Genomic DNA, 17,438 nt, shown 5'->3' with positions numbered 1-17,438 from the left:
CCGGCCTTTTCTTTTGTGCGGGGTGTTATGGCACCAGCCGCTCAACGGCGCGCATCATCCCCATGGATTTGTCATAGACCAGCGTCAGCACCCGGCGCATCGGTGGGGTTTTGGCGGCCTGCACAGCCACCTGCGGCAACCGCGTGGCGGCCCCGGCGGCAGCGGCAGTGACAAGAAAACTGCGTCGGTTCATCTGGGGCATAGTGTGCCCTCCACTTGTTAAGAACCATTCTTAACTAATCACGATCCGCCTGATTTCAACCTTGCCGACCTCCGCGCGCCCTGCTCTAACCAACATATGACCAAGACCCATGCCCGCCTGACCCCGCTTGCCGACAGCCTTCCCGCAACCGTGCCCTTCGTCGGCCCCGAAACGCAGGAACGCGCCCGTAGACGCGAATTTGCTGCGCGTTTGGGCGCGAATGAGAACACCTTTGGCCTTTCGCCCAACGCCATCGCCGCGATGGCAGATGCCGCACGCGACGTCTGGATGTATGGCGACCCAGAGAACCATGATTTGCGGCAGGCGCTCGCTGCGCATCACCGTATTTCAGCCGAGAACATCATGGTTGGCGAAGGCATCGACGGGCTGTTGGGATATTTGGTGCGGCTGTTGATTGGACCGGGCGACAAGGTTGTCACCTCGCAAGGCGCCTATCCGACCTTCAACTATCATGTGGCTGGATTTGGCGGAGCGCTGGAAACGGTACCCTACAAGGGTGACCATGAAGACCCAGAGGCTTTGACTGCCAAGGCTGCCGAGGTGGGTGCGAAGCTTGTCTACATTGCCAATCCAGACAACCCGATGGGCACATGGCATGATGCTGCAACGATCCAGCGGATGATCGACAGCGTGCCTGAAGGGTGTCTGCTGGTCTTGGATGAAGCCTATGTCGAGTTTGCCCCTGAAGGCACCGCGCCTGCATTGAACACGGACGACCCCCGCGTGATCCGAATGCGCACGTTTTCAAAAGCTTACGGCATGGCAGGCGCACGCGTAGGCTATGCGATTGGCACGTCCGACCTGATCACCGCCTTCCACAAAATCCGCAACCATTTCGGCATGTGCCGCATTAGCCAAGCTGGCGCATTAGCGGCACTTGAGGATCAAACCTATCTGCGCGAAACCGTCCAAAACGTGTCTGATGCCCGCGCGCGGATCGATGAAATCGCGCGTGAGAACGGCCTGAGCACCCTGCCCTCGGCCACGAACTTTGTTGCGGTGGATTGTGGAAAAGATGCTGAGTTTGCCAAGGCTGTTCTGGATCAGCTCATCGCACAGGATGTGTTTGTCAGAATGCCTTTTGCCGACCCACAAAACCGCTGCATCCGAATTTCTGCGGGGACCGCTGAAGAACTGGACGTCTTCGCAAAAGCGCTTCCATTGGCATTGAAAGCTGCCCGCGCTTAAGCCTGCGCGATTACATCAGCAGCGGCGGACAACGCTCCGGCCCCTTGGGGAATATCCAGCGCCGTCAATCCGGACTGAATGGCCGACAAAGCGCCCATCACCATTGCGGCGTTCAGATGTCCCATATGGCCCAAACGAAAGAACCCGTCGCCTTTTGGGTCATCTGGGGTCGACATCCCCAGGCCAATTCCAAGGGTTACACCCGTGTTCTGCTCGGTCCAGTTGCGAAGGGCCGTTCCGTTTGGCGCTCCGATCTGCAGAGAGGTCACCGCGTTGGAGCGGTGCATCGGATCAACTACATTCATTTGCAGCGGTCCCTCTGCCCCCCATGCATCGAAGGCGGCCCAAATGGCGCGGGCCAGATGAGCATGGCGGGACCAAACTTTCTCGACCCCGCCCTCTTCTTCGATCATCTTCAAAGCTTCGCGCAATCCAAATAAATGGTGCGTCGGCGCGGTGCCTCCGAAGTACTGATAGAAGATCTCGGGTTTGGCACGCGGTGCCCAGTCCCAATACCGCGACACGCGTGGAAGCTTGTCGCGAACGGCGGCGGCCTTGTCACTGAAGAACACAAACCCCATTCCGGGCGGGACCATCAGCCCCTTTTGCGAGGCCGCGACGGCCACGTCCACACCCCATGCATCCATCTCGAACCGGTCACAGCCAAGCGAGGCAATGCAATCGACCATCAACAGCGCTGGGTGGCCCGCCGCGTCGATCGCTGCGCGTACGACCTCAACATCATTCAGGATCGAAGTCGAAGTATCCACATGCGTCAGCAAAACGGCTTTCAATTCGTGCGTAATATCCGCGCGCAAAAGCTCTTCCACCCGGCTGGGATCAACAGGCGTTTTCAAACCAAACTCTTCGATCACAGTGTTGACGCCCAACGCCGAAGCCATTTCGTGCCAGCCATGGCCAAATCGTCCGGTACAAAGCGAAAGAACCTTTTCGCCCGCCGCCAGCGTGTTCGACAAAGCTGCCTCCCACGCACCATGGCCATTGGCGACATAGATCACAGCATGGTGCCGTGTTCTGGCGACTGATTTCAGCCCGCCAATCAAGCCGGGCATCATGTCCACAACCTCGCCCGCATAGATATTGGGCGCGGCGCGATGCATCGCTTGCAATACCCGATCCGGCATGACGGACGGACCAGGAATAGCAAGATGGGTGCGGCCATGTGATAGCGTCATGGGAAGCCTTCATTGTTCTCAAGCCATAAGCGGTAAAGCGACAGACCGATTGCGTCAACGGGGTCAGGACGCCCCCTTCTTGTTTGTAGCGCTCTGACAAGTTACATCCCGGTAAGAGCCTTTCACTGGGTTTGGGTCAGCACCGGACAGGAACCGAATGTTCAAATCACTGTTTGCCGAGATCAAGAGGCGCGAGCGTGCGTGGAAACACGGGTTCGGGATGGATATCTCGACCCCGGAAGGGCGGCGTGCAGCACGTCGCCACAATAACCTTGTGGATCATGCATTCCTTCGCCGCGTGTTGCCGAACCGCTATCAGCTTTCCGATGACGCATGGCGTTCAAACCAACCTGATCCAGTGCATTTTCCGGCGCTTGAAAAAATCGGGATCAAGACCGTGATCAACCTGCGTGGGGCGGACAAGTATTCGTATTACCTGTTCGAGGTCGAAGCCTGCCAGGACTTTGGCATGAAGCTTATCGACCACCCCCTGCTGGCACGCGTGTTGGGCACGGCGGAGGAATATCTTGAGCTTCTCGACATCATGCAAACGGCCGAAAAACCCTTTCTGATCCACTGTAAATCCGGTGCAGATCGGACAGGCATAGCCTCGGCCCTTTATCTTTTGGATCAATGCGGTGCGAGTTTGGACGAGGCGCGCGCGCAACTGTCTTTGAAATACGCGCATCAACGTTGGTCGAAAGCTGGTATTTTGGACGCGTTGATCGAAGCTTACGCAACGCATTGTGAAACTGATCCAATTTCCATTCGGGACTGGTTCGCAAATCACTATGACCCGGACGCCATCACACAGGCCTTTCAAGCCGAACGGAAGAAGCGATGACCTCAGACACGGCCAAAACCGACCAGAAAGAGATGATCCGCTGGCTTTGGAAGGGCTACATGCGCGCCTATCGGTTGCCGCTGATGCTGGCGATGCTTCTGATGCTGGCAGAAGGTCTGGCCCTGGGCGGCCTGAGTTACATGATCAAACCGATGTTCGATGTGGCGTTTTCATCGGGCAGTACGACCTCGATCATTTGGGTGGCCGTGGTCGTAGCAGGTATCTTCATTGTCCGCGCCTTTGCCGCATTCGGCCACCGCGTCCTGATGGTGCATGTCGGCCAACGTGTCGGGGCCAATCTTCAGTCGGATATGGTGGCCCATATGCTGACATTGGACAGCAACTATTTCCGCGACAACTCACCCGGCACGCTGATGGAGCGGGTGCGCGGGGATGCCCAAGCCATCGCCACTATCTGGGAGGTCGTCCTGGCCGCCGTCGCCCGCGATGTCGTTTCTTTGCTTGCGCTTCTGGGTGTTGCCCTGTCGATCGATTGGCTTTGGGTGGTGGTCGCTGTGGCAGCGGCCCCCTTGTTGACCTATCCAATGGGCATTTTGCAAAAACGCGTACGCAGAACGACGACAGACAGCCGATCTGCTGCGGCGCAAATCTCGACCCGACTGGACGAGATCTTTCACGGCATCAACTCGATCAAACTTTCCGGCACGGAACGTCACGAACAATCGCGCGTAGATCGCGAGATCAGCGCCTTCGCAAAGACCCACCTGCAAAGCCAAGCCAACCAAGGGGCGATTGTCGCCATGGTCGACATTATTGCTGCGGTCGGCTTCTTCGGCGTGCTGGTGTATGGTGGGCTTCAGATCAATTCCGGCGTGAAGACTGTGGGCGAGTTCATGAGTTTTTTCACGGCCATGGCGCTGGTCTTTGATCCCTTGCGTAACTTGGGCAAGGTCTCGGGCGGGTGGCAAGCCGCGATTGCCAGCCTGACGCGCATTCGCGACGTGTTTGCCCAGCGCCCAACAATTCTGTCCCCCGCCAAACCGGCAGCCCTTCCCGCCAAGGCAAGTGCTGCTGATATTGTTTTGAAAGACGTGAACTTTGCCTATGGCGACACGCCGATCCTGCGCGGAACGTCGTTGGTCGCGGAGGCCGGGAAAACCACTGCGCTGGTCGGTGCTTCCGGCGCTGGCAAGAGTACGATCTTCAACTTGCTGACCCGGTTGGCCGATGCAAAGTCAGGTGAGGTCTCGGTTGGTGGGGCAGATGTCGCAAGCCTGCCACTGGATCAGTTGCGCGGTCTGTTTTCGGTAGTCAGTCAGGAAGCCCTTCTGTTTGACGAAACCCTGCGTGACAACATCCTGATGGGGCGCAAAGGCGTGGATGAGAAAGCCATGAAACATGCGCTGGATACGGCCCATGTTTCCGATTTCTTACCGCGCATGCCAGACGGGTTGGACAGCCCGGCCGGCCCACGGGGTTCAAACCTGTCAGGTGGACAACGGCAACGGATTGCAATTGCCCGCGCGGTACTACGCGACGCGCCTGTTTTGTTGCTGGACGAAGCGACATCGGCACTGGACGCCAAGTCAGAGAAGCTGGTGCAAGAAGCCCTGGATACGCTGTCAAAAGGTCGCACGACTTTGGTGATCGCACACCGCCTGTCCACCGTCCGGGATGCCGACAAAATCGTCGTGATGGATCAGGGCCGTGTGGTCGATCAGGGGACCCATGATGAGCTCTTGGCCCGTGGTGGGCTCTATGCGCAGCTCTATAACCTTCAGTTTCAAGACGGCTCAGGCGGAGCGCAACACAGCATTGGGCAAAATGAAAGCACGCCTGCCATGCCCGCTGAACGCCCCACCCCAGACCGCTGGTCCTTCCGCCGGCTATTCACCGGTGGGTTTTGGGGCCGCAAACGCGACTGATCCTTTTTACCGCCGCATCACGCACCTATATTGGTCCGGCGACAGGAGACCATGATGACCGATCGAACCGTCCTAAAGATCAGCGGCAGCGACCGCGAAAGCTTCCTGCAGGGGCTGGTCACTAACGATATTGCACGGCTTAAAGACGGGCTGGTCTATGCGGCGCTTTTGACGCCGCAGGGCAAGTATCTGGCGGACTTTTTTATGGTCCCAGCGGATGACGCCATCTTGATCGACGTGGCGACTTCACTGGCTAAATCGCTGGCTCAGCGGTTGTCTATGTACAAGTTGCGCGCGGATGTGGCGATCGAAGCCACCGAGATCACGCCTGCATTGGGGCTTGGGGATACGCCCGACGGCGCCTTTGCTGACCCCCGCCATCCCGAGCTAGGCTGGCGTGCCTATGACGGACGTGACGGGGAAACGCGCGTGGATTGGAAGGCGCTCCATGTCGCGCATCTGATCCCCCAAACTGGGATCGAACTGACGCCTGACACTTACATCCTTGAATCAGGCTTTGAGCGCCTTAACGGTGTCGATTTTAAAAAAGGCTGCTATGTCGGGCAAGAGGTCACCGCCCGGATGAAGCACAAGACCGAGTTGAAGAAAGGATTGGCGTTGGTGTCAATCGACGGCGCAGCCCCCGCTGGCGCGCCCATCACGCGCGACGGAAAGCCGGTCGGTACGCTCTTTACACAATCGGGGGGGCAGGCCATCGCCTATCTTCGATTTGATCGCGCGGGTACAGGCATGAAGGCCGACGACGCAGAAGTGTCGTGGTCGGCTCAGGCGTAGCGCCACTTCCCCTGCCCAATTCCATCCAGCGTATATGCACCAACCCCATAGCGTATTAGGCGAAGGGTCGGATGACCGACCGCAGCTGTCATCCGACGCACCTGGCGGTTTTTGCCTTCGGTGATCTTCAATTCAATCCAGCTGTCCGGCACGGATTTTCGCACACGGATGGGGGGATTACGCATCCATAGGCCCGCTGGTTCGTCCATTTGCCGAACCTTCGCAGGTCGCGTGCGCCCATCTTTCAGATCAACGCCATCGCGCAAAGCTTGCAACGCGGCCTCGTCCGGAATGCCTTCGACCTGAACCCAGTAAGTTTTCGCAAGCTTATGCTTCGGATTTGCAAGTTTCGCCTGAAGCTTGCCATCATCTGTCAGCACCAGCAGCCCTTCGCTGTCACGATCAAGGCGCCCAGCTGCATAGACACCCGGCAGATCAATGTAGTCTGACAGGGTTTTCCGGTCGCTGCCTTCAGTCCCTTTATCAGTGAACTGGGACAACACGTTGTATGGCTTATTGAACAGGATCGTGGTCATTGCGATCGCCTTTGGACATGATCAACCGGCACGCGGTTTGGCCGAGTCGATTACTTCGGCAGAACCTCAATAATCCGAGGAAGTTGTTTTTCCAACCACCCAATCCGACCATCATTCATGACCATGGCCAGTACGGATTGACGAGCATCTGATACAAACAGCATCGCGCTCCACATCGTGTTGGAGCCGTTGTGAAACAACACATCCCCGTCGTCACGCGGCAAGATCACCCAGCCCAGCGCATAGCTATCTTTCACTGGCGTCACCAATCGCGCACAGCTTTCTTTCGACAGGAAACTCGGGTTAACACCTGTACACTGGTTCAAGTGCGCGGCGCCCCAGTGCATCAGATCCGATAAGGAAGGATGAACAGTGCCCGCCGGCCCCATCCAAGCAGGGTTGTCAGCCGTACCGGCTGGGTTCACAGGCCATGAAAACCCAAGCAAGCGGCGGTGCCCCCAAGCATCCTCCACCCCGTCAGGCGCTCCGAACCCTAGGGTGGCTAACCCAAGTGGACTGGCGATTTCTGCGCGGATCAATTCCTCCCAGCTTTTGCCTGTCACCTGCTCGGCCACCAATCCAGCCAGCACATATCCCGTGTTGGAGTATTCGAAGGATGGGTCTGCGTTCTTGAGCGGCTCGGACCAAAGCTGCCGCATCAACGCCAACCGCGCTTTGGATGAGTCTTCAGGTAACCCGTCCCGGCGCGCATTTGCCGGCAATCCAGCAGTATGGCTTAGTAAACCCGACAAACGGATGCTCTGCCAGTCCGTGTGCATCTCGGCCTGAAACGCAGGCAGCAAATCACCAACGGGTGCGTCAATGTCCAACACGCCCTCATCATGCAACCGCAATATCATCGCAGATGTCATCGACTTGGTCAGCGACCCAATATGCCAGCGGGACTCAACAGACACCTGACCTTCCCGTATGTAACGGGGGCCTGCTGTAACGATCTGAGGGGGCTCACCCAATCTTTGAAACCCAACACCAATTGCACGGCCGCGTTCTTGCTGGAGTGATTTGACGAGAGCATCAAGCTTAGTAGTTTCACCAATCATGGATGCCTCTTGCGCGGTCGAAGCCTTGTTCAAAGTTAGAAAGCAGACCGCTGAGAGAGCTGACAAAATCCAAACTATGCGTTTCATCGGTCAATTCTCTGCGGCCAGCACGATTAAACAATAAAAAACGTGCCCAGCATTCCGCATGGGCACGTTTTAAATGGTCATCGCTGGGGCGCGGATCAAGCGCGCTCGGAATATTCCATCGTTTCGGTGTTCACGACGATCGCTTCGCCTTGACCAACAAACGGCGGCACCGAAATCCGCACACCATTGTCCAACAGCGCTGGCTTAAAGCTGTTGGCGGCTGTTTGGCCTTTCACAACCGGCTCGGTCTCTTCGATCGTGCAAGTGACTTTCTGCGGCAAAGTCGCGTTCAGCGCCTCGGTATCGTAAAACTCGACCACGATGGTCATGCCATCCTGCAAAAACGGGCGGCGTTCGCCCAGAAGATCGGCTGGGATCTGGTTTTGCTCGTAGGTTTCGGTGTCCATGAAGATGAGCATGCCGTCATCTTCGTAAAGGAACTGCTGGTCTTTCTGCTCAAGACGCACACGCTCTACTTTGTCGGCAGAACGGAAACGTTCGTTCAGCTTGGAGCCGTTGCGCAGGTTCTTCATCTCGACCTGTGCAAACGCGCCGCCTTTACCCGGCTTCACGTGGTCGACTTTGACCGCAGCCCAAAGGCCACCATTATGTTCCAGCACGTTGCCGGGACGAATTTCATTACCGTTGATCTTGGGCATATCCTGAAACCTTCGCAAAAGGTTGAAATTTGTTGGTTTGAACCTATATCTTGGCGGTCTCTATCTGACAAGACGAGCGTGAAACGACCAAGTTATGTAACAGCCATGCAACAGGCGCATGGCAGCCATGTAATTAGGGGGATACCGAATCGCTCGGAAACTGCCATATTGGCCGCTACGCCAAAAACCGCAAGAGCAAGAATAATAAAGGACGACCATGCTGGACTCCGTAGACGGTACTGCTTTCAATAACGAACAAGGCAATCGCGCGCGCAAACTGTTTGCTGCTGTCGTATTGGCTGCCTTGGATGATGCTATCGCTGACGATAAAAAGTACGGCAATGGCCCGGATCAGATTGCCCGCTGGGCGCGTTCGCGCGACGGCCGTGAGGTTCTGAGCTGCGCTGGCATCGACCCGAACGAACGTGTTGTTGGTGGCTTGATGGACTTTGTGTCCAAAGGCGTCCGCACGTCGGTTGCGCTGAGCCGCGAAGAGAGTGAGCGTCGTAACGCCGCCACCGCAGAAGCTGCATAAGCTTTTCTAACCATATTCCATGAATTGCGCGTCCCTTGGGGCGCGTTTTTCGTCCGGTGACATGTGATGGTCGGTTCAGGGCTGGAGCCAGCCCAGAAAACCGCCTAATGATTTGGCCATGACCAAATCGATCATGATACAGGGCGCGGGCTCGAACGTTGGAAAATCTCTGCTTGTGGCAGGTATCGCGCGTGCAGCCGTGAAACGTGGGCTCAGCGTGGCCCCTTTTAAACCGCAGAACATGTCCAACAACGCAGCCGTGACCGTCGATGGGGGCGAAATCGGACGCGCCCAAGCGCTTCAGGCGCGGGCCTGCCGACTGGATCCGGTTGTGGATATGAACCCCGTGCTTCTGAAGCCCGAGACCGATACGGGCGCGCAGGTCATCGTACAGGGCAAACGCTTTGCCACAATGAAAGCGCGCGACTATGGCAAGGCGAAGGCCGATTTGATGCCGCGTGTGCTGGAGAGCTTTCACAGGCTTCGTTCACAACATGATCTTGTGTTGGTCGAGGGCGCTGGTAGCCCTGCCGAGATCAACCTGCGTGCAGGCGACATCGCCAATATGGGCTTTGCAGAAGCTGCGGATATTCCCGTCGTCCTAGCCGGTGACATTGACCGAGGGGGCGTGATTGCGCAACTGGTCGGTACGCACGCCGTCCTTCCTGAAGGTGACCGCACCCGCATCAAAGCTTTCTTGGTCAATAAGTTCCGGGGTGACCCCACATTGTTTGCGGATGGAGCGGCCGAGATTGCCCGCCTGACCGGTTGGACCGATCTGGGCACCCTGCCCTGGTTTACCGATGCGTGGCGCCTGCCTGCTGAAGACGTGATGGACATCACAACCCGCAAAGGGGGCCAATTCAAGGTGGCTGTTCCGCGCCTGAACCGGATTGCCAATTTCGATGACCTTGATCCGTTGGTGAATGAACCAGATGTCACGGTCGAAATCATAGAACCCGGCCGCCCCCTGCCCGGCGATGCAGATTTGGTCCTTATCCCCGGATCGAAATCCACCATCGCGGATCTGGCCGATTTCCGGGCCCAGGGATGGGACATTGATCTAAGCGCGCATATTCGGCGGGGCGGTCATGTCATGGGAATTTGCGGCGGATATCAGATGCTCGGGAAAGAGATCATCGACGCCGACGGGATCGAGGGCCCTGCCGCACAGGTGCCGGGATTGGGGCACCTTGACGTCGTGACCCATCTGGAACCGCGCAAAACGTTGGCCCTGACGCAAGCCATCCACTTGCCGTCCGATGAGGCCGTTGAAGGGTATGAAATCCATCTTGGGCGCACCGAAGGATCGGACACAGACCGCGCTTGGTTGTCCGTTCAGGGCCGTCCAGAAGGCGCGAGCAATTGCGATGGGCGTGTTCTGGGGTGTTATCTGCACGGCCTGTTTGCGGCAGATGGCTTCCGTCGGCATTTCCTAAGGGGATTGGGCGCAAAGGTCTCTGACACAAGTTTCGACACACAGATTGAAGCCAGTCTGGATGCGCTCGCCGATCATCTGGAAACGCATTTGGATTTAGACGCGCTATTGGCTCTGGCCCGCTGATAGGGCGAAGTCATGCGCCCGCGTTATTAAGATATCTTGCCGCGTTTCGTCTTTCCCCTGTCTCAGAAAAAGTCGAAACGCTTTAGTCGAACTTCTCGATTGAAAGGGCACGTGTCACCTCGCGGCGCACCATACGGCGCACGGCTTGCGTGATCTTGACCCCCATCTGACCCTGCAGTTCATCACGAACAATACGCGATACGATCTCTTGCAAATGGTCTTCGTCAATAAAGTCAGTATCGTCGTCTACGATTTCGGCTTTCGGAGCAGAGTCAGGAACCAATACCGTAACAGTCTCTTCGGCGATCGTTTCAGTGTTCAAGGCGCCTTCAGCTTCCAGCTCAACCGAGCTTTCATCTTCTTCGGCCTCATCAAAGGCATTGTCTGTGTCTGCAATGACTGCTTCGACGGCGGCGTCCAGATCATTTTCCTGTTCGGCCACTTCTTCTAGGTCATCCGTTTCACTGGGTACCTCTACCAACTCGGCTTCCACAGCTTCAATTAGCTGTGCCTCTAGAGTGTCGGCGATCTCGGCATCAGTGTTGGCAATGTCGGCGTCCAAGTCGGCAACCTCAGCTTCCAAAATATCTTCAGAAGCGTCCAGACTTTGCTCTTCTTGCAGATCAACCGCCGTGTCTTCGGACAGATCTTCATCCTCAGTACGAGTCAGCCGTTGATGTAGGAAAGCGACCTGCGCGGTTTCGCCCACACTGTCATCATCCCAATTGTCTTCATAATCTACCGGAGGATCGTTCGAAACGACGGATGTACCAGGCCCGGACTGCAACTCAGCGTTGCCACCGAAGGTTTCAGCCAACTCTCCGATAAGCTTGCCCTGATCGACTTCTTGAAGGTCCGTTTCCAGATCTTCGTGCCCAAGCTTCTCAACAGGAATGTCCCGCCCGTCATACGCGCGCTTGTTCTCGGCCCCAGCCTTATCCCCATCATATACGCGGAACGCCGGAGTCAGGATCAGCTTATTATCCGCCGTTCCTTGGGCATCCGCTCCGTCAGCTTTGTCTGTTTGACCTGCTGAGATGAGTTCACGGATCGAGGACAGAACATCTTCGATTTCTGCGTTCGAGACCGGGTCCGACATAAGGTGTTTCCTGTTTAACTGCACACACTAGCCGGTTATCCGGCGTTTCTGACTGACAGATTAGCCAGTTCAGACTGCCCAGACAACAGCCGGAAATGGAAACAAGCTGTGGATGTTGGAGCAAAACCCCAATCACACCGCGAAACGAACGATCGTTTACTTCTTGCCCAGTGCTTCCAGCACAAGGTCCAAACGCTTGCCCTGTGGGCTAACGCGATGAATCGGCGCCGATTTCACGGTGTTGTAATACGCTTCGGGATCATAAGTGACGACGCCAAGATTCAGATGCTCTGCCGTCAACAGACCCATCGCGGACAGCAACGAATAGACCGCAAAGTATTGATTCGACTGCGCCGTGATGCGCGAGGCTTCTGCATTCAGAAGTTCTTGTTCCGCATTCAACACATCCAAGGTCGTACGGGAACCAAGCGACGCTTCTTCACGCGCACCGCGCAATGCCACTCGGCTTGCACGAATTTGTCGGTCGGTCGCCTGCAGCGATGCAGATGCAATCGCCAACTGCGCCCAAGCGTTTGCCACCCCTTGGTCGACGGCTAAACGGGTCTGATGCAGTCCCGCCCGTGCGGCTTCGGATTGGGCAATGGCTTTACGGTATTCAGCCGACAGGCGGCCACCAGCGTAGATCGTACCTTGAAGGGCCACCCCAACTGAATGGGAATACAGATCTTCGGTATTCAACTGCCCATTTTGAAAACGAGTGGCTCCGTCCTGTGTCCAAGACGACTGAGCCTGCCCGACAAGCGAAGGCTTCATCGCCTTCTTCGAAATCTGAATACCCAGATCTGAAGCTGCAACATTGTGTTGCGCGGCCAGAATGTTCGGATGGCGTTCGCGCGCAATCGCTTGTGCCGCTTCAACGGTTTTGGCGGTCATGGGTGGTGCGGGCGGCGCAGACAACGTATGGGGATAGCCGCCGGTCACAGCCTTATATTCTTCGCGCGCAATCTCAAGATTTCCGCGGGCGGACGCTTCGTTCGCACGGGCTGCCGCAAGGCGGGCACGCGCCAGCGCGACATCTGTCTGGGTCACTTCCCCCACTTCGAAACGATCATTCGCCGCGCGCAGTTCTTGCGTCAGTACCCGGACCGAATTGCCCTGCAGCTGTGCATTTTCAACAGCAGAACGCACATCAAGATAGGCTTTCACAGCACGCAGAAGCACTTGCTGCTCTACTCCGACAAGGCTATCGCGCGTCGCAAGCACCAACTGTTTCTGAAGCTCGATCGCACTCTGACTGCGTCCAAAATCGAAGATCAAGATATTAGCCGTTAACGTCGCCGAAGTACGCCATCCCGCATTGTTCGGGATGCCTGCATCTGGATCCGAAAACCCATGGTTCAAAGCGTAAGTCAGCGACGGGCGCAGCGCTGAACGGGCAATCGCCACATCTTCATCCGCAGCGCGCAAGGTTGCACGGTTTTGCTCCAGAAGCCCACTGTTTTTGTAAGCCGACGCCATCGCGTCAGACAGGCTTTCTGCCATCGCTGCAGAGGACATGACCAAGGCGCAGGTCGTGGCTGCGGTCAATCTGGTCAGTTTTGCTTTCACTCCAGCACTCATAGCGCTCTCCTGCCTAAAATGACTTGCCCAATACAATGCCCCTGATCAAAGCGCGAATTCGCGAGGAGCCTCAAACCCAGTTACAACAGGTGCGCCAGCGCTAAATCCATGCCGCCACACCATTTCTCCGTCGATCTTATACCCGATTTTCGCAGTTCCCAACATACCTTCTGCAAAGATACAGGCCATGCGGCCACCATCTTTAAGTTGATTTAGTATCTGGGATGGTACGGATTCAACCGCCCCTTGCACCATAATCACGTCATACGGGCCGTTCTTTTCATTGCCTTCAGCCAGCGGGCCAGCAACAACAGCAACGTTGTCGACCCCCTGCGCAGACAGAATTTCCTGCGCTTCATTGGCGCGGCTTTCATCTTCTTCCACCGCAATCACGAAATCCGACAAGCTGGCCAGAATTGCTGCGCTATATCCAAGACCGCAGCCCAGATCCAACACCAGCTCATCTGGCTGAATATCCAGCGCATCCAACATCTTAGCAAGGGTGCGCGGCTCCAGGATCACACGGTTATCATCCAGCGCGATGTTCTCACCGACATAAGCCGCCTCGCGCTTTCCATCAGGCACATATTCCTCGCGTGCAATGGACAACATCGCATCAATGATCGGGAATTTTGTCACATCCGAGGGACGAACCTGCGTGTCCACCATAATGGTGCGGCGTGCGGCGAAATCTGTCATGGCTGGCCTATGTTTCTGAGGTCGTTGGTTTCTCTTGCCATAGTTATCATTTGGCGGCAATCCCACAAGGCTTTGGGGTATGATTGGTCGCACCGGCAACCGATTTGCAAAGCATGTGTCAGAAAATCACACAACTGACTGCGAAACCGGGCTGGACATCCCCCCAAGACCCGCGCTAGAGAACCCCCACACCACGGATGGCGAGTTGGCGGAGTGGTGACGCAGCGGATTGCAAATCCGTGTACACCGGTTCGATTCCGGTACTCGCCTCCACTAATTTCCCCCAACCCCTTATTAAAAATGAATAGTTCTGCAACCCTTCATTTCAAATACGCCATCTACCCACCCAAAATACCACAGGCCAAAAGCACCGAACTGAAGCGCCCGTTCCTAGTTTCTCATTTCAATAAACCACGCCAAACATTCATGTGAGAAAACTGTCTGCATCTTCAGTCACAAGATTTTTTGATTGCAACTAGACTAGCTCAATCTATTAAACCAACTGAGCAGTCGACAAACGATCCGCATGAGAGTTTGGAAATTTTGGATTCTTGAGATAGCTCGCAGCAACTTCATCGTTTGCAGCTGACGAAATGCGATCGATAGTTGTGTCTTTCCCGAGCGAGGTTGTTGATAAGTTCAAGAACCTGCTAGCCCTACGCATTACTCCCTCTTTATCAGGTAGGGTTGCGACGAAGCGATACCGCTTCGAACCATTCAGGTTTGGTTTAAGTCCGTCTGTACAATGCTGCATTGTCTCAACAAACGATGTATGGGGAGAACGGATCCCGTACAAAACTCATCGCCCAATTCTGGGATGAACTAAGGGGCCAAATGACCTTTTGCACATCATGGTTAGCGAGGACCATTGCCAAGAATTTCAGGAGGTGTAGGAAAATCTGACCTTTCACAATTGATCTATGTAGCGCCGAAGTGACGCAGAAAACGAACACTTAGTTGAAGATAAAATCTACCATTTGCTTGAGTTCAATCTACCTCGACTAGCTAACTGAGTCCTCGGTGACCTAAACTCACTTTTATGGTATTGTTTCAACCTTGGCTGTCGCATTCTCAGGACTTCACCGTACGGCTACCAACTATGGAAAGTTAAACAATCTCTGCCGGAAGGAGGTGAACATCTATTTGCTGGACGCTCCTCTATTGCTTCTAAACTCAATCGCTAAATATATATCAAAGACTACCAACGCATTGTTCGGGTACGATTTTTTCATTGCTTACAGCCAAAGTGATGGATCGGACTATGCAAAGTCACTTCATTCTGCGCTCAGCAAGGACTTTACGGTACATTTCGATATCGAAGACTATCACGCCGGAAACAACCTAGATCTATTAACAAAAGTCAGAGTTAAGAACTCCAGCCATTTGTTAGTTGTTGCTACGCCCGCGGCCCTTTCCGATTCAATCTGGGTCAAGAAGGAAACCGACCAGTTTCTGAAAATGGGAAAGATACCACTAATTGTAGACGTGGATGGATCCGTCGAAGAAGCCCTTCGCGCTCCGAACAACGATCGTCTAAGTGGTTGGGTACACAGCGAGATGATAAAGCAAAGCGATGGGGGAATAATTGACCCCATTCTAAAAATTCAAGACAGTAGCGGGTTACATTCAAACGGTTACCGGGCCGCAGATGTGGACGTGGTCCATGCGATCAAAGCGTCGTTCAAAGGAGCACGTATTGAACAGCGACGCTTGCGTATCGTCACAATTACGTCTGTCGTGTTGTTCGCGATGCTGCTGGTAACTGCATGGATGGCAAATACAGCATATCGGCAGTTGGTATCTTCGCTTGAAAGCAACTCTGAGGTCTCGGCAGTCGCTGCTATCAGTCTGACGGAACAGGGTCATATGCCTGAAGCTCTATCCAGGGCTAAAGATGCCTTACCAAAACCTGATGAATGGATACAAGCATACGACCCACTAGCGATATCGGCGGCCATTGCAGTTTTCAATGGTTTAGCAATCGGTTCGTCAGAAGAAATGAAGTTTCATATTAAGGACGCCGACACAAATTCAACTGGCGAACTGCTTGCTACAGTTGAGGTCGATTTTACGGAAGGAGGACGCAATTCGCCACGCTGGGGCAGACTTTGGTCGATGCAAACAGGCGCCCTTATCAATCAAGTTCAACTTCCGCGAAATACATCTTTTGCCGTAGAAGTCATCTCGGACCAAGACGCCTCACTTTACGGAGGGTTCGCTGGGGAACTTCTACTCTGGGATTTCGACACCGATACCGTCGAGACTTTTAGCACAAATCTAAATCTGACGGCGATTGAAGAAATTGTCTCAAAAGATGGCCTAGGCTTGGTCGGCGTTGCGAGCTCCAGGGGTGTCGACATTATTGATGTTGAATCTCGGCAGAGCGTTGGACATACATTTAGCAGATACGATACCGGGATGTCAGGAAAGCCGGATCATTCCTTCGACCTGCACCCGAATGGGACAGTCTTGGCAGCGCAGACCAAAACTGGTGTAGCTGTATTCAATTTCATCGAAGATGAGTTACTGTGCAACATTCATGAAGGCGATATCCATATTGTTTCTTTACGATTTTCGCCAAGCGGAAAACGACTGGGATTAATCGCTGACGACGGGGGTTTCTTCATTGCAGACTTCAACGTTGCAGAAGGCTGTTCGGAAATTCGCCCGTTGACACTTCCTGCAACAAAGGGCGCGTTCTTGTGTGGCCAGTATCCGGTACAGAAAGAAAGGCTCTCCTTCGTGGACAAAAGGCCCTGGGTCCTAAAAGTTACAAACGAACAGTATCGCCAGGAAGATTTGCATTGTGCGAGTTTGGTTGATTGGGAGCAGCAGAAAACTGTTTCTTCATCATTGTTGGGCCGTGACATGGCGACAATTGGGCGAAAATTCTTGGAGATTGATGATCCTCATCCTGCACAACGAGATCTTTCGTATTTGGGCCTGTTGGATAACATAATTGTAACTGATGGGCTTGACGTCTTCAGCTATCGACGGGAGCTCCCTAAAGGTTTCTTTATTCGAAAAAGATGGCTTCGTCTCGACATTGCGCAAGAGGCTGGAAATAAAGAGGTTCCCACTTCGCCAGCTCTAGATACCCGACCGAAAACATCAAATTCGAGCAACAGAAGTTGGGACTGTGTGGGCTATGCGTCCGGCAGAGACGCCGAAACTGTTGCAGTATCGAAAAGTGGTCGATTTGTCGTTGTGGCTGACCGATATGCACTTCGGATGCATGATCGCAAGACATGTGCCAGGATCGGAACGTGGCCGATTGATGGGCAGCAATCAGTCGAGTTTTCGAATGATGAAAGCGCGATCCTTGTAGGAGTTGGCCATCAGACCCTGCAATTACCTTTGCCTACGTCTTTGGATAGCGAGAACCTGGCTACGCGGTTACAAGCAGCACTGTCAAAAATTCGCTAATCAGAGAACAGGCTCGCTACATCATCTTGATATGGTAACCGAAATGCTTGGTTCCAATA

15 protein-coding genes and 1 tRNA gene are annotated in these 17,438 nt (G+C 54.8%); 8 read left to right on the top strand and 8 right to left on the bottom strand.

Annotated features, from left to right (window positions below):
- Positions 1 to 25 precede the first annotated feature (25 nt).
- Positions 26 to 202: a twin-arginine translocation signal domain-containing protein gene (locus MWU55_RS11375; protein WP_246936292.1), complete on the bottom strand. Its 177-nt coding sequence runs from the start codon at positions 200 to 202 to the stop codon at positions 26 to 28.
- 96 nt (positions 203 to 298) lie between these two features.
- On the opposite strand from MWU55_RS11375, the gene MWU55_RS11370 reads away from it, so the two are divergent.
- On the top strand, positions 299 to 1,411 hold the full coding sequence (locus MWU55_RS11370; protein WP_246936291.1) for a pyridoxal phosphate-dependent aminotransferase: 1,113 nt from the start codon (positions 299 to 301) through the stop codon (positions 1,409 to 1,411).
- On the opposite strand, the gene MWU55_RS11365 is transcribed toward MWU55_RS11370, so the two are convergent.
- Positions 1,408 to 2,607 carry an aminotransferase class V-fold PLP-dependent enzyme gene (locus MWU55_RS11365; RefSeq protein WP_246936290.1) on the bottom strand — a complete coding sequence of 400 codons (1,200 nt, stop codon included), beginning with the start codon at positions 2,605 to 2,607 and terminating at the stop codon, positions 1,408 to 1,410. The two genes, MWU55_RS11370 and MWU55_RS11365, sit on opposite strands and share 4 nt — an antisense overlap.
- 157 nt (positions 2,608 to 2,764) lie before the next feature.
- Here MWU55_RS11365 and MWU55_RS11360 point away from each other — a divergent pair, with 157 nt between their 5' ends.
- From MWU55_RS11360 to MWU55_RS11350, 3 genes are read left to right on the top strand one after another with little or no spacing between them, the layout of a single operon-like run.
- Positions 2,765 to 3,451 carry a tyrosine-protein phosphatase gene (locus tag MWU55_RS11360; protein ID WP_246936289.1) on the top strand — a complete coding sequence of 229 codons (687 nt, stop codon included), beginning with the start codon at positions 2,765 to 2,767 and terminating at the stop codon, positions 3,449 to 3,451.
- Positions 3,448 to 5,337: an ABC transporter ATP-binding protein gene (locus MWU55_RS11355; RefSeq protein WP_246936288.1), complete on the top strand. Its 1,890-nt coding sequence runs from the start codon at positions 3,448 to 3,450 to the stop codon at positions 5,335 to 5,337. The genes MWU55_RS11360 and MWU55_RS11355 overlap by 4 nt, the downstream gene beginning before the upstream one ends.
- Before the next feature lie 54 nt (positions 5,338 to 5,391).
- Positions 5,392 to 6,132 carry a folate-binding protein gene (locus tag MWU55_RS11350; protein WP_246936287.1) on the top strand — a complete coding sequence of 247 codons (741 nt, stop codon included), beginning with the start codon at positions 5,392 to 5,394 and terminating at the stop codon, positions 6,130 to 6,132.
- Here MWU55_RS11350 and MWU55_RS11345 read toward each other — a convergent pair.
- The 3 genes from MWU55_RS11345 to efp all read right to left on the bottom strand — a co-directional run bounded on the left by MWU55_RS11345 (position 6,123) and on the right by efp (position 8,475).
- The gene (locus tag MWU55_RS11345; protein ID WP_246936286.1) at positions 6,123 to 6,668 is read right to left on the bottom strand and encodes an rRNA large subunit pseudouridine synthase E; all 546 of its coding nucleotides are present in this window, start codon (positions 6,666 to 6,668) and stop codon (positions 6,123 to 6,125) included. The two genes, MWU55_RS11350 and MWU55_RS11345, sit on opposite strands and share 10 nt — an antisense overlap.
- Before the next feature lie 50 nt (positions 6,669 to 6,718).
- Positions 6,719 to 7,729, bottom strand: a complete 1,011-nt coding sequence (locus MWU55_RS11340; RefSeq protein ID WP_246936285.1) for a serine hydrolase domain-containing protein — start codon at positions 7,727 to 7,729, stop codon at positions 6,719 to 6,721.
- A 182-nt stretch (positions 7,730 to 7,911) separates the two neighbouring features.
- Positions 7,912 to 8,475: an elongation factor P gene (efp, locus tag MWU55_RS11335; protein ID WP_246936284.1), complete on the bottom strand. Its 564-nt coding sequence runs from the start codon at positions 8,473 to 8,475 to the stop codon at positions 7,912 to 7,914.
- Positions 8,476 to 8,692: 217 nt separating this feature from the next.
- Between efp and MWU55_RS11330 the strand changes: the two genes are divergently transcribed.
- Together MWU55_RS11330 and MWU55_RS11325 are read left to right on the top strand one after the other, a co-directional pair.
- On the top strand, positions 8,693 to 9,010 hold the full coding sequence (locus tag MWU55_RS11330) for a DUF6280 family protein (RefSeq protein ID WP_246936283.1): 318 nt from the start codon (positions 8,693 to 8,695) through the stop codon (positions 9,008 to 9,010).
- A 118-nt stretch (positions 9,011 to 9,128) separates the two neighbouring features.
- Entirely contained in the window at positions 9,129 to 10,574 is a 1,446-nt protein-coding gene (locus MWU55_RS11325; RefSeq protein ID WP_246936282.1) for a cobyric acid synthase, read from the top strand.
- An 82-nt stretch (positions 10,575 to 10,656) separates the two neighbouring features.
- Here MWU55_RS11325 and MWU55_RS11320 read toward each other — a convergent pair whose 3' ends face one another.
- The 3 genes from MWU55_RS11320 to MWU55_RS11310 all read right to left on the bottom strand — a co-directional run bounded on the left by MWU55_RS11320 (position 10,657) and on the right by MWU55_RS11310 (position 13,953).
- The gene (locus tag MWU55_RS11320; protein WP_246936281.1) at positions 10,657 to 11,673 is read right to left on the bottom strand and encodes a hypothetical protein; all 1,017 of its coding nucleotides are present in this window, start codon (positions 11,671 to 11,673) and stop codon (positions 10,657 to 10,659) included.
- Between the two features lie 156 nt (positions 11,674 to 11,829).
- A complete protein-coding gene (locus MWU55_RS11315; protein ID WP_246936280.1) occupies positions 11,830 to 13,254 on the bottom strand; it encodes a TolC family outer membrane protein in 1,425 nt (474 codons plus the stop codon).
- 45 nt (positions 13,255 to 13,299) lie between these two features.
- Entirely contained in the window at positions 13,300 to 13,953 is a 654-nt protein-coding gene (locus MWU55_RS11310; RefSeq protein ID WP_246936279.1) for a protein-L-isoaspartate O-methyltransferase, read from the bottom strand.
- A 199-nt stretch (positions 13,954 to 14,152) separates the two neighbouring features.
- On the opposite strand from MWU55_RS11310, the gene MWU55_RS11305 reads away from it, so the two are divergent.
- Positions 14,153 to 14,226 (top strand) — tRNA-Cys (locus MWU55_RS11305).
- Between the two features lie 858 nt (positions 14,227 to 15,084).
- Positions 15,085 to 17,379, top strand: coding sequence for a WD40 repeat domain-containing protein (locus MWU55_RS11300; RefSeq protein ID WP_246936278.1), 2,295 nt, complete (start codon positions 15,085 to 15,087; stop codon positions 17,377 to 17,379).
- The last annotated feature ends 59 nt before the right edge of the window (positions 17,380 to 17,438 follow it).

Source organism: Aliiroseovarius sp. F20344 (assembly GCF_023016155.1).
Lineage (GTDB): Bacteria > Pseudomonadota > Alphaproteobacteria > Rhodobacterales > Rhodobacteraceae > Aliiroseovarius.
The sequence above is the reverse complement of the archived record's forward strand: the minus strand, read 5'-3'. Positions and strand labels throughout refer to the sequence as shown.

What these genes read in the sequence shown, in the direction of transcription:
- MWU55_RS11375 (WP_246936292.1), bottom strand. Translation starts at nt 202, where the DNA reads ATGCCCCAGATGAACCGACGCAGTTTTCTTGTCACTGCCGCTGCCGCC.
- MWU55_RS11370 (WP_246936291.1), top strand. Translation starts at nt 299, where the DNA reads ATGACCAAGACCCATGCCCGCCTGACCCCGCTTGCCGACAGCCTTCCC.
- MWU55_RS11365 (WP_246936290.1), bottom strand. Translation starts at nt 2,607, where the DNA reads ATGACGCTATCACATGGCCGCACCCATCTTGCTATTCCTGGTCCGTCC.
- MWU55_RS11360 (WP_246936289.1), top strand. Translation starts at nt 2,765, where the DNA reads ATGTTCAAATCACTGTTTGCCGAGATCAAGAGGCGCGAGCGTGCGTGG.
- MWU55_RS11355 (WP_246936288.1), top strand. Translation starts at nt 3,448, where the DNA reads ATGACCTCAGACACGGCCAAAACCGACCAGAAAGAGATGATCCGCTGG.
- MWU55_RS11350 (WP_246936287.1), top strand. Translation starts at nt 5,392, where the DNA reads ATGACCGATCGAACCGTCCTAAAGATCAGCGGCAGCGACCGCGAAAGC.
- MWU55_RS11345 (WP_246936286.1), bottom strand. Translation starts at nt 6,668, where the DNA reads ATGACCACGATCCTGTTCAATAAGCCATACAACGTGTTGTCCCAGTTC.
- MWU55_RS11340 (WP_246936285.1), bottom strand. Translation starts at nt 7,729, where the DNA reads ATGATTGGTGAAACTACTAAGCTTGATGCTCTCGTCAAATCACTCCAG.
- efp (WP_246936284.1), bottom strand. Translation starts at nt 8,475, where the DNA reads ATGCCCAAGATCAACGGTAATGAAATTCGTCCCGGCAACGTGCTGGAA.
- MWU55_RS11330 (WP_246936283.1), top strand. Translation starts at nt 8,693, where the DNA reads ATGCTGGACTCCGTAGACGGTACTGCTTTCAATAACGAACAAGGCAAT.
- MWU55_RS11325 (WP_246936282.1), top strand. Translation starts at nt 9,129, where the DNA reads ATGACCAAATCGATCATGATACAGGGCGCGGGCTCGAACGTTGGAAAA.
- MWU55_RS11320 (WP_246936281.1), bottom strand. Translation starts at nt 11,673, where the DNA reads ATGTCGGACCCGGTCTCGAACGCAGAAATCGAAGATGTTCTGTCCTCG.
- MWU55_RS11315 (WP_246936280.1), bottom strand. Translation starts at nt 13,254, where the DNA reads ATGAGTGCTGGAGTGAAAGCAAAACTGACCAGATTGACCGCAGCCACG.
- MWU55_RS11310 (WP_246936279.1), bottom strand. Translation starts at nt 13,953, where the DNA reads ATGACAGATTTCGCCGCACGCCGCACCATTATGGTGGACACGCAGGTT.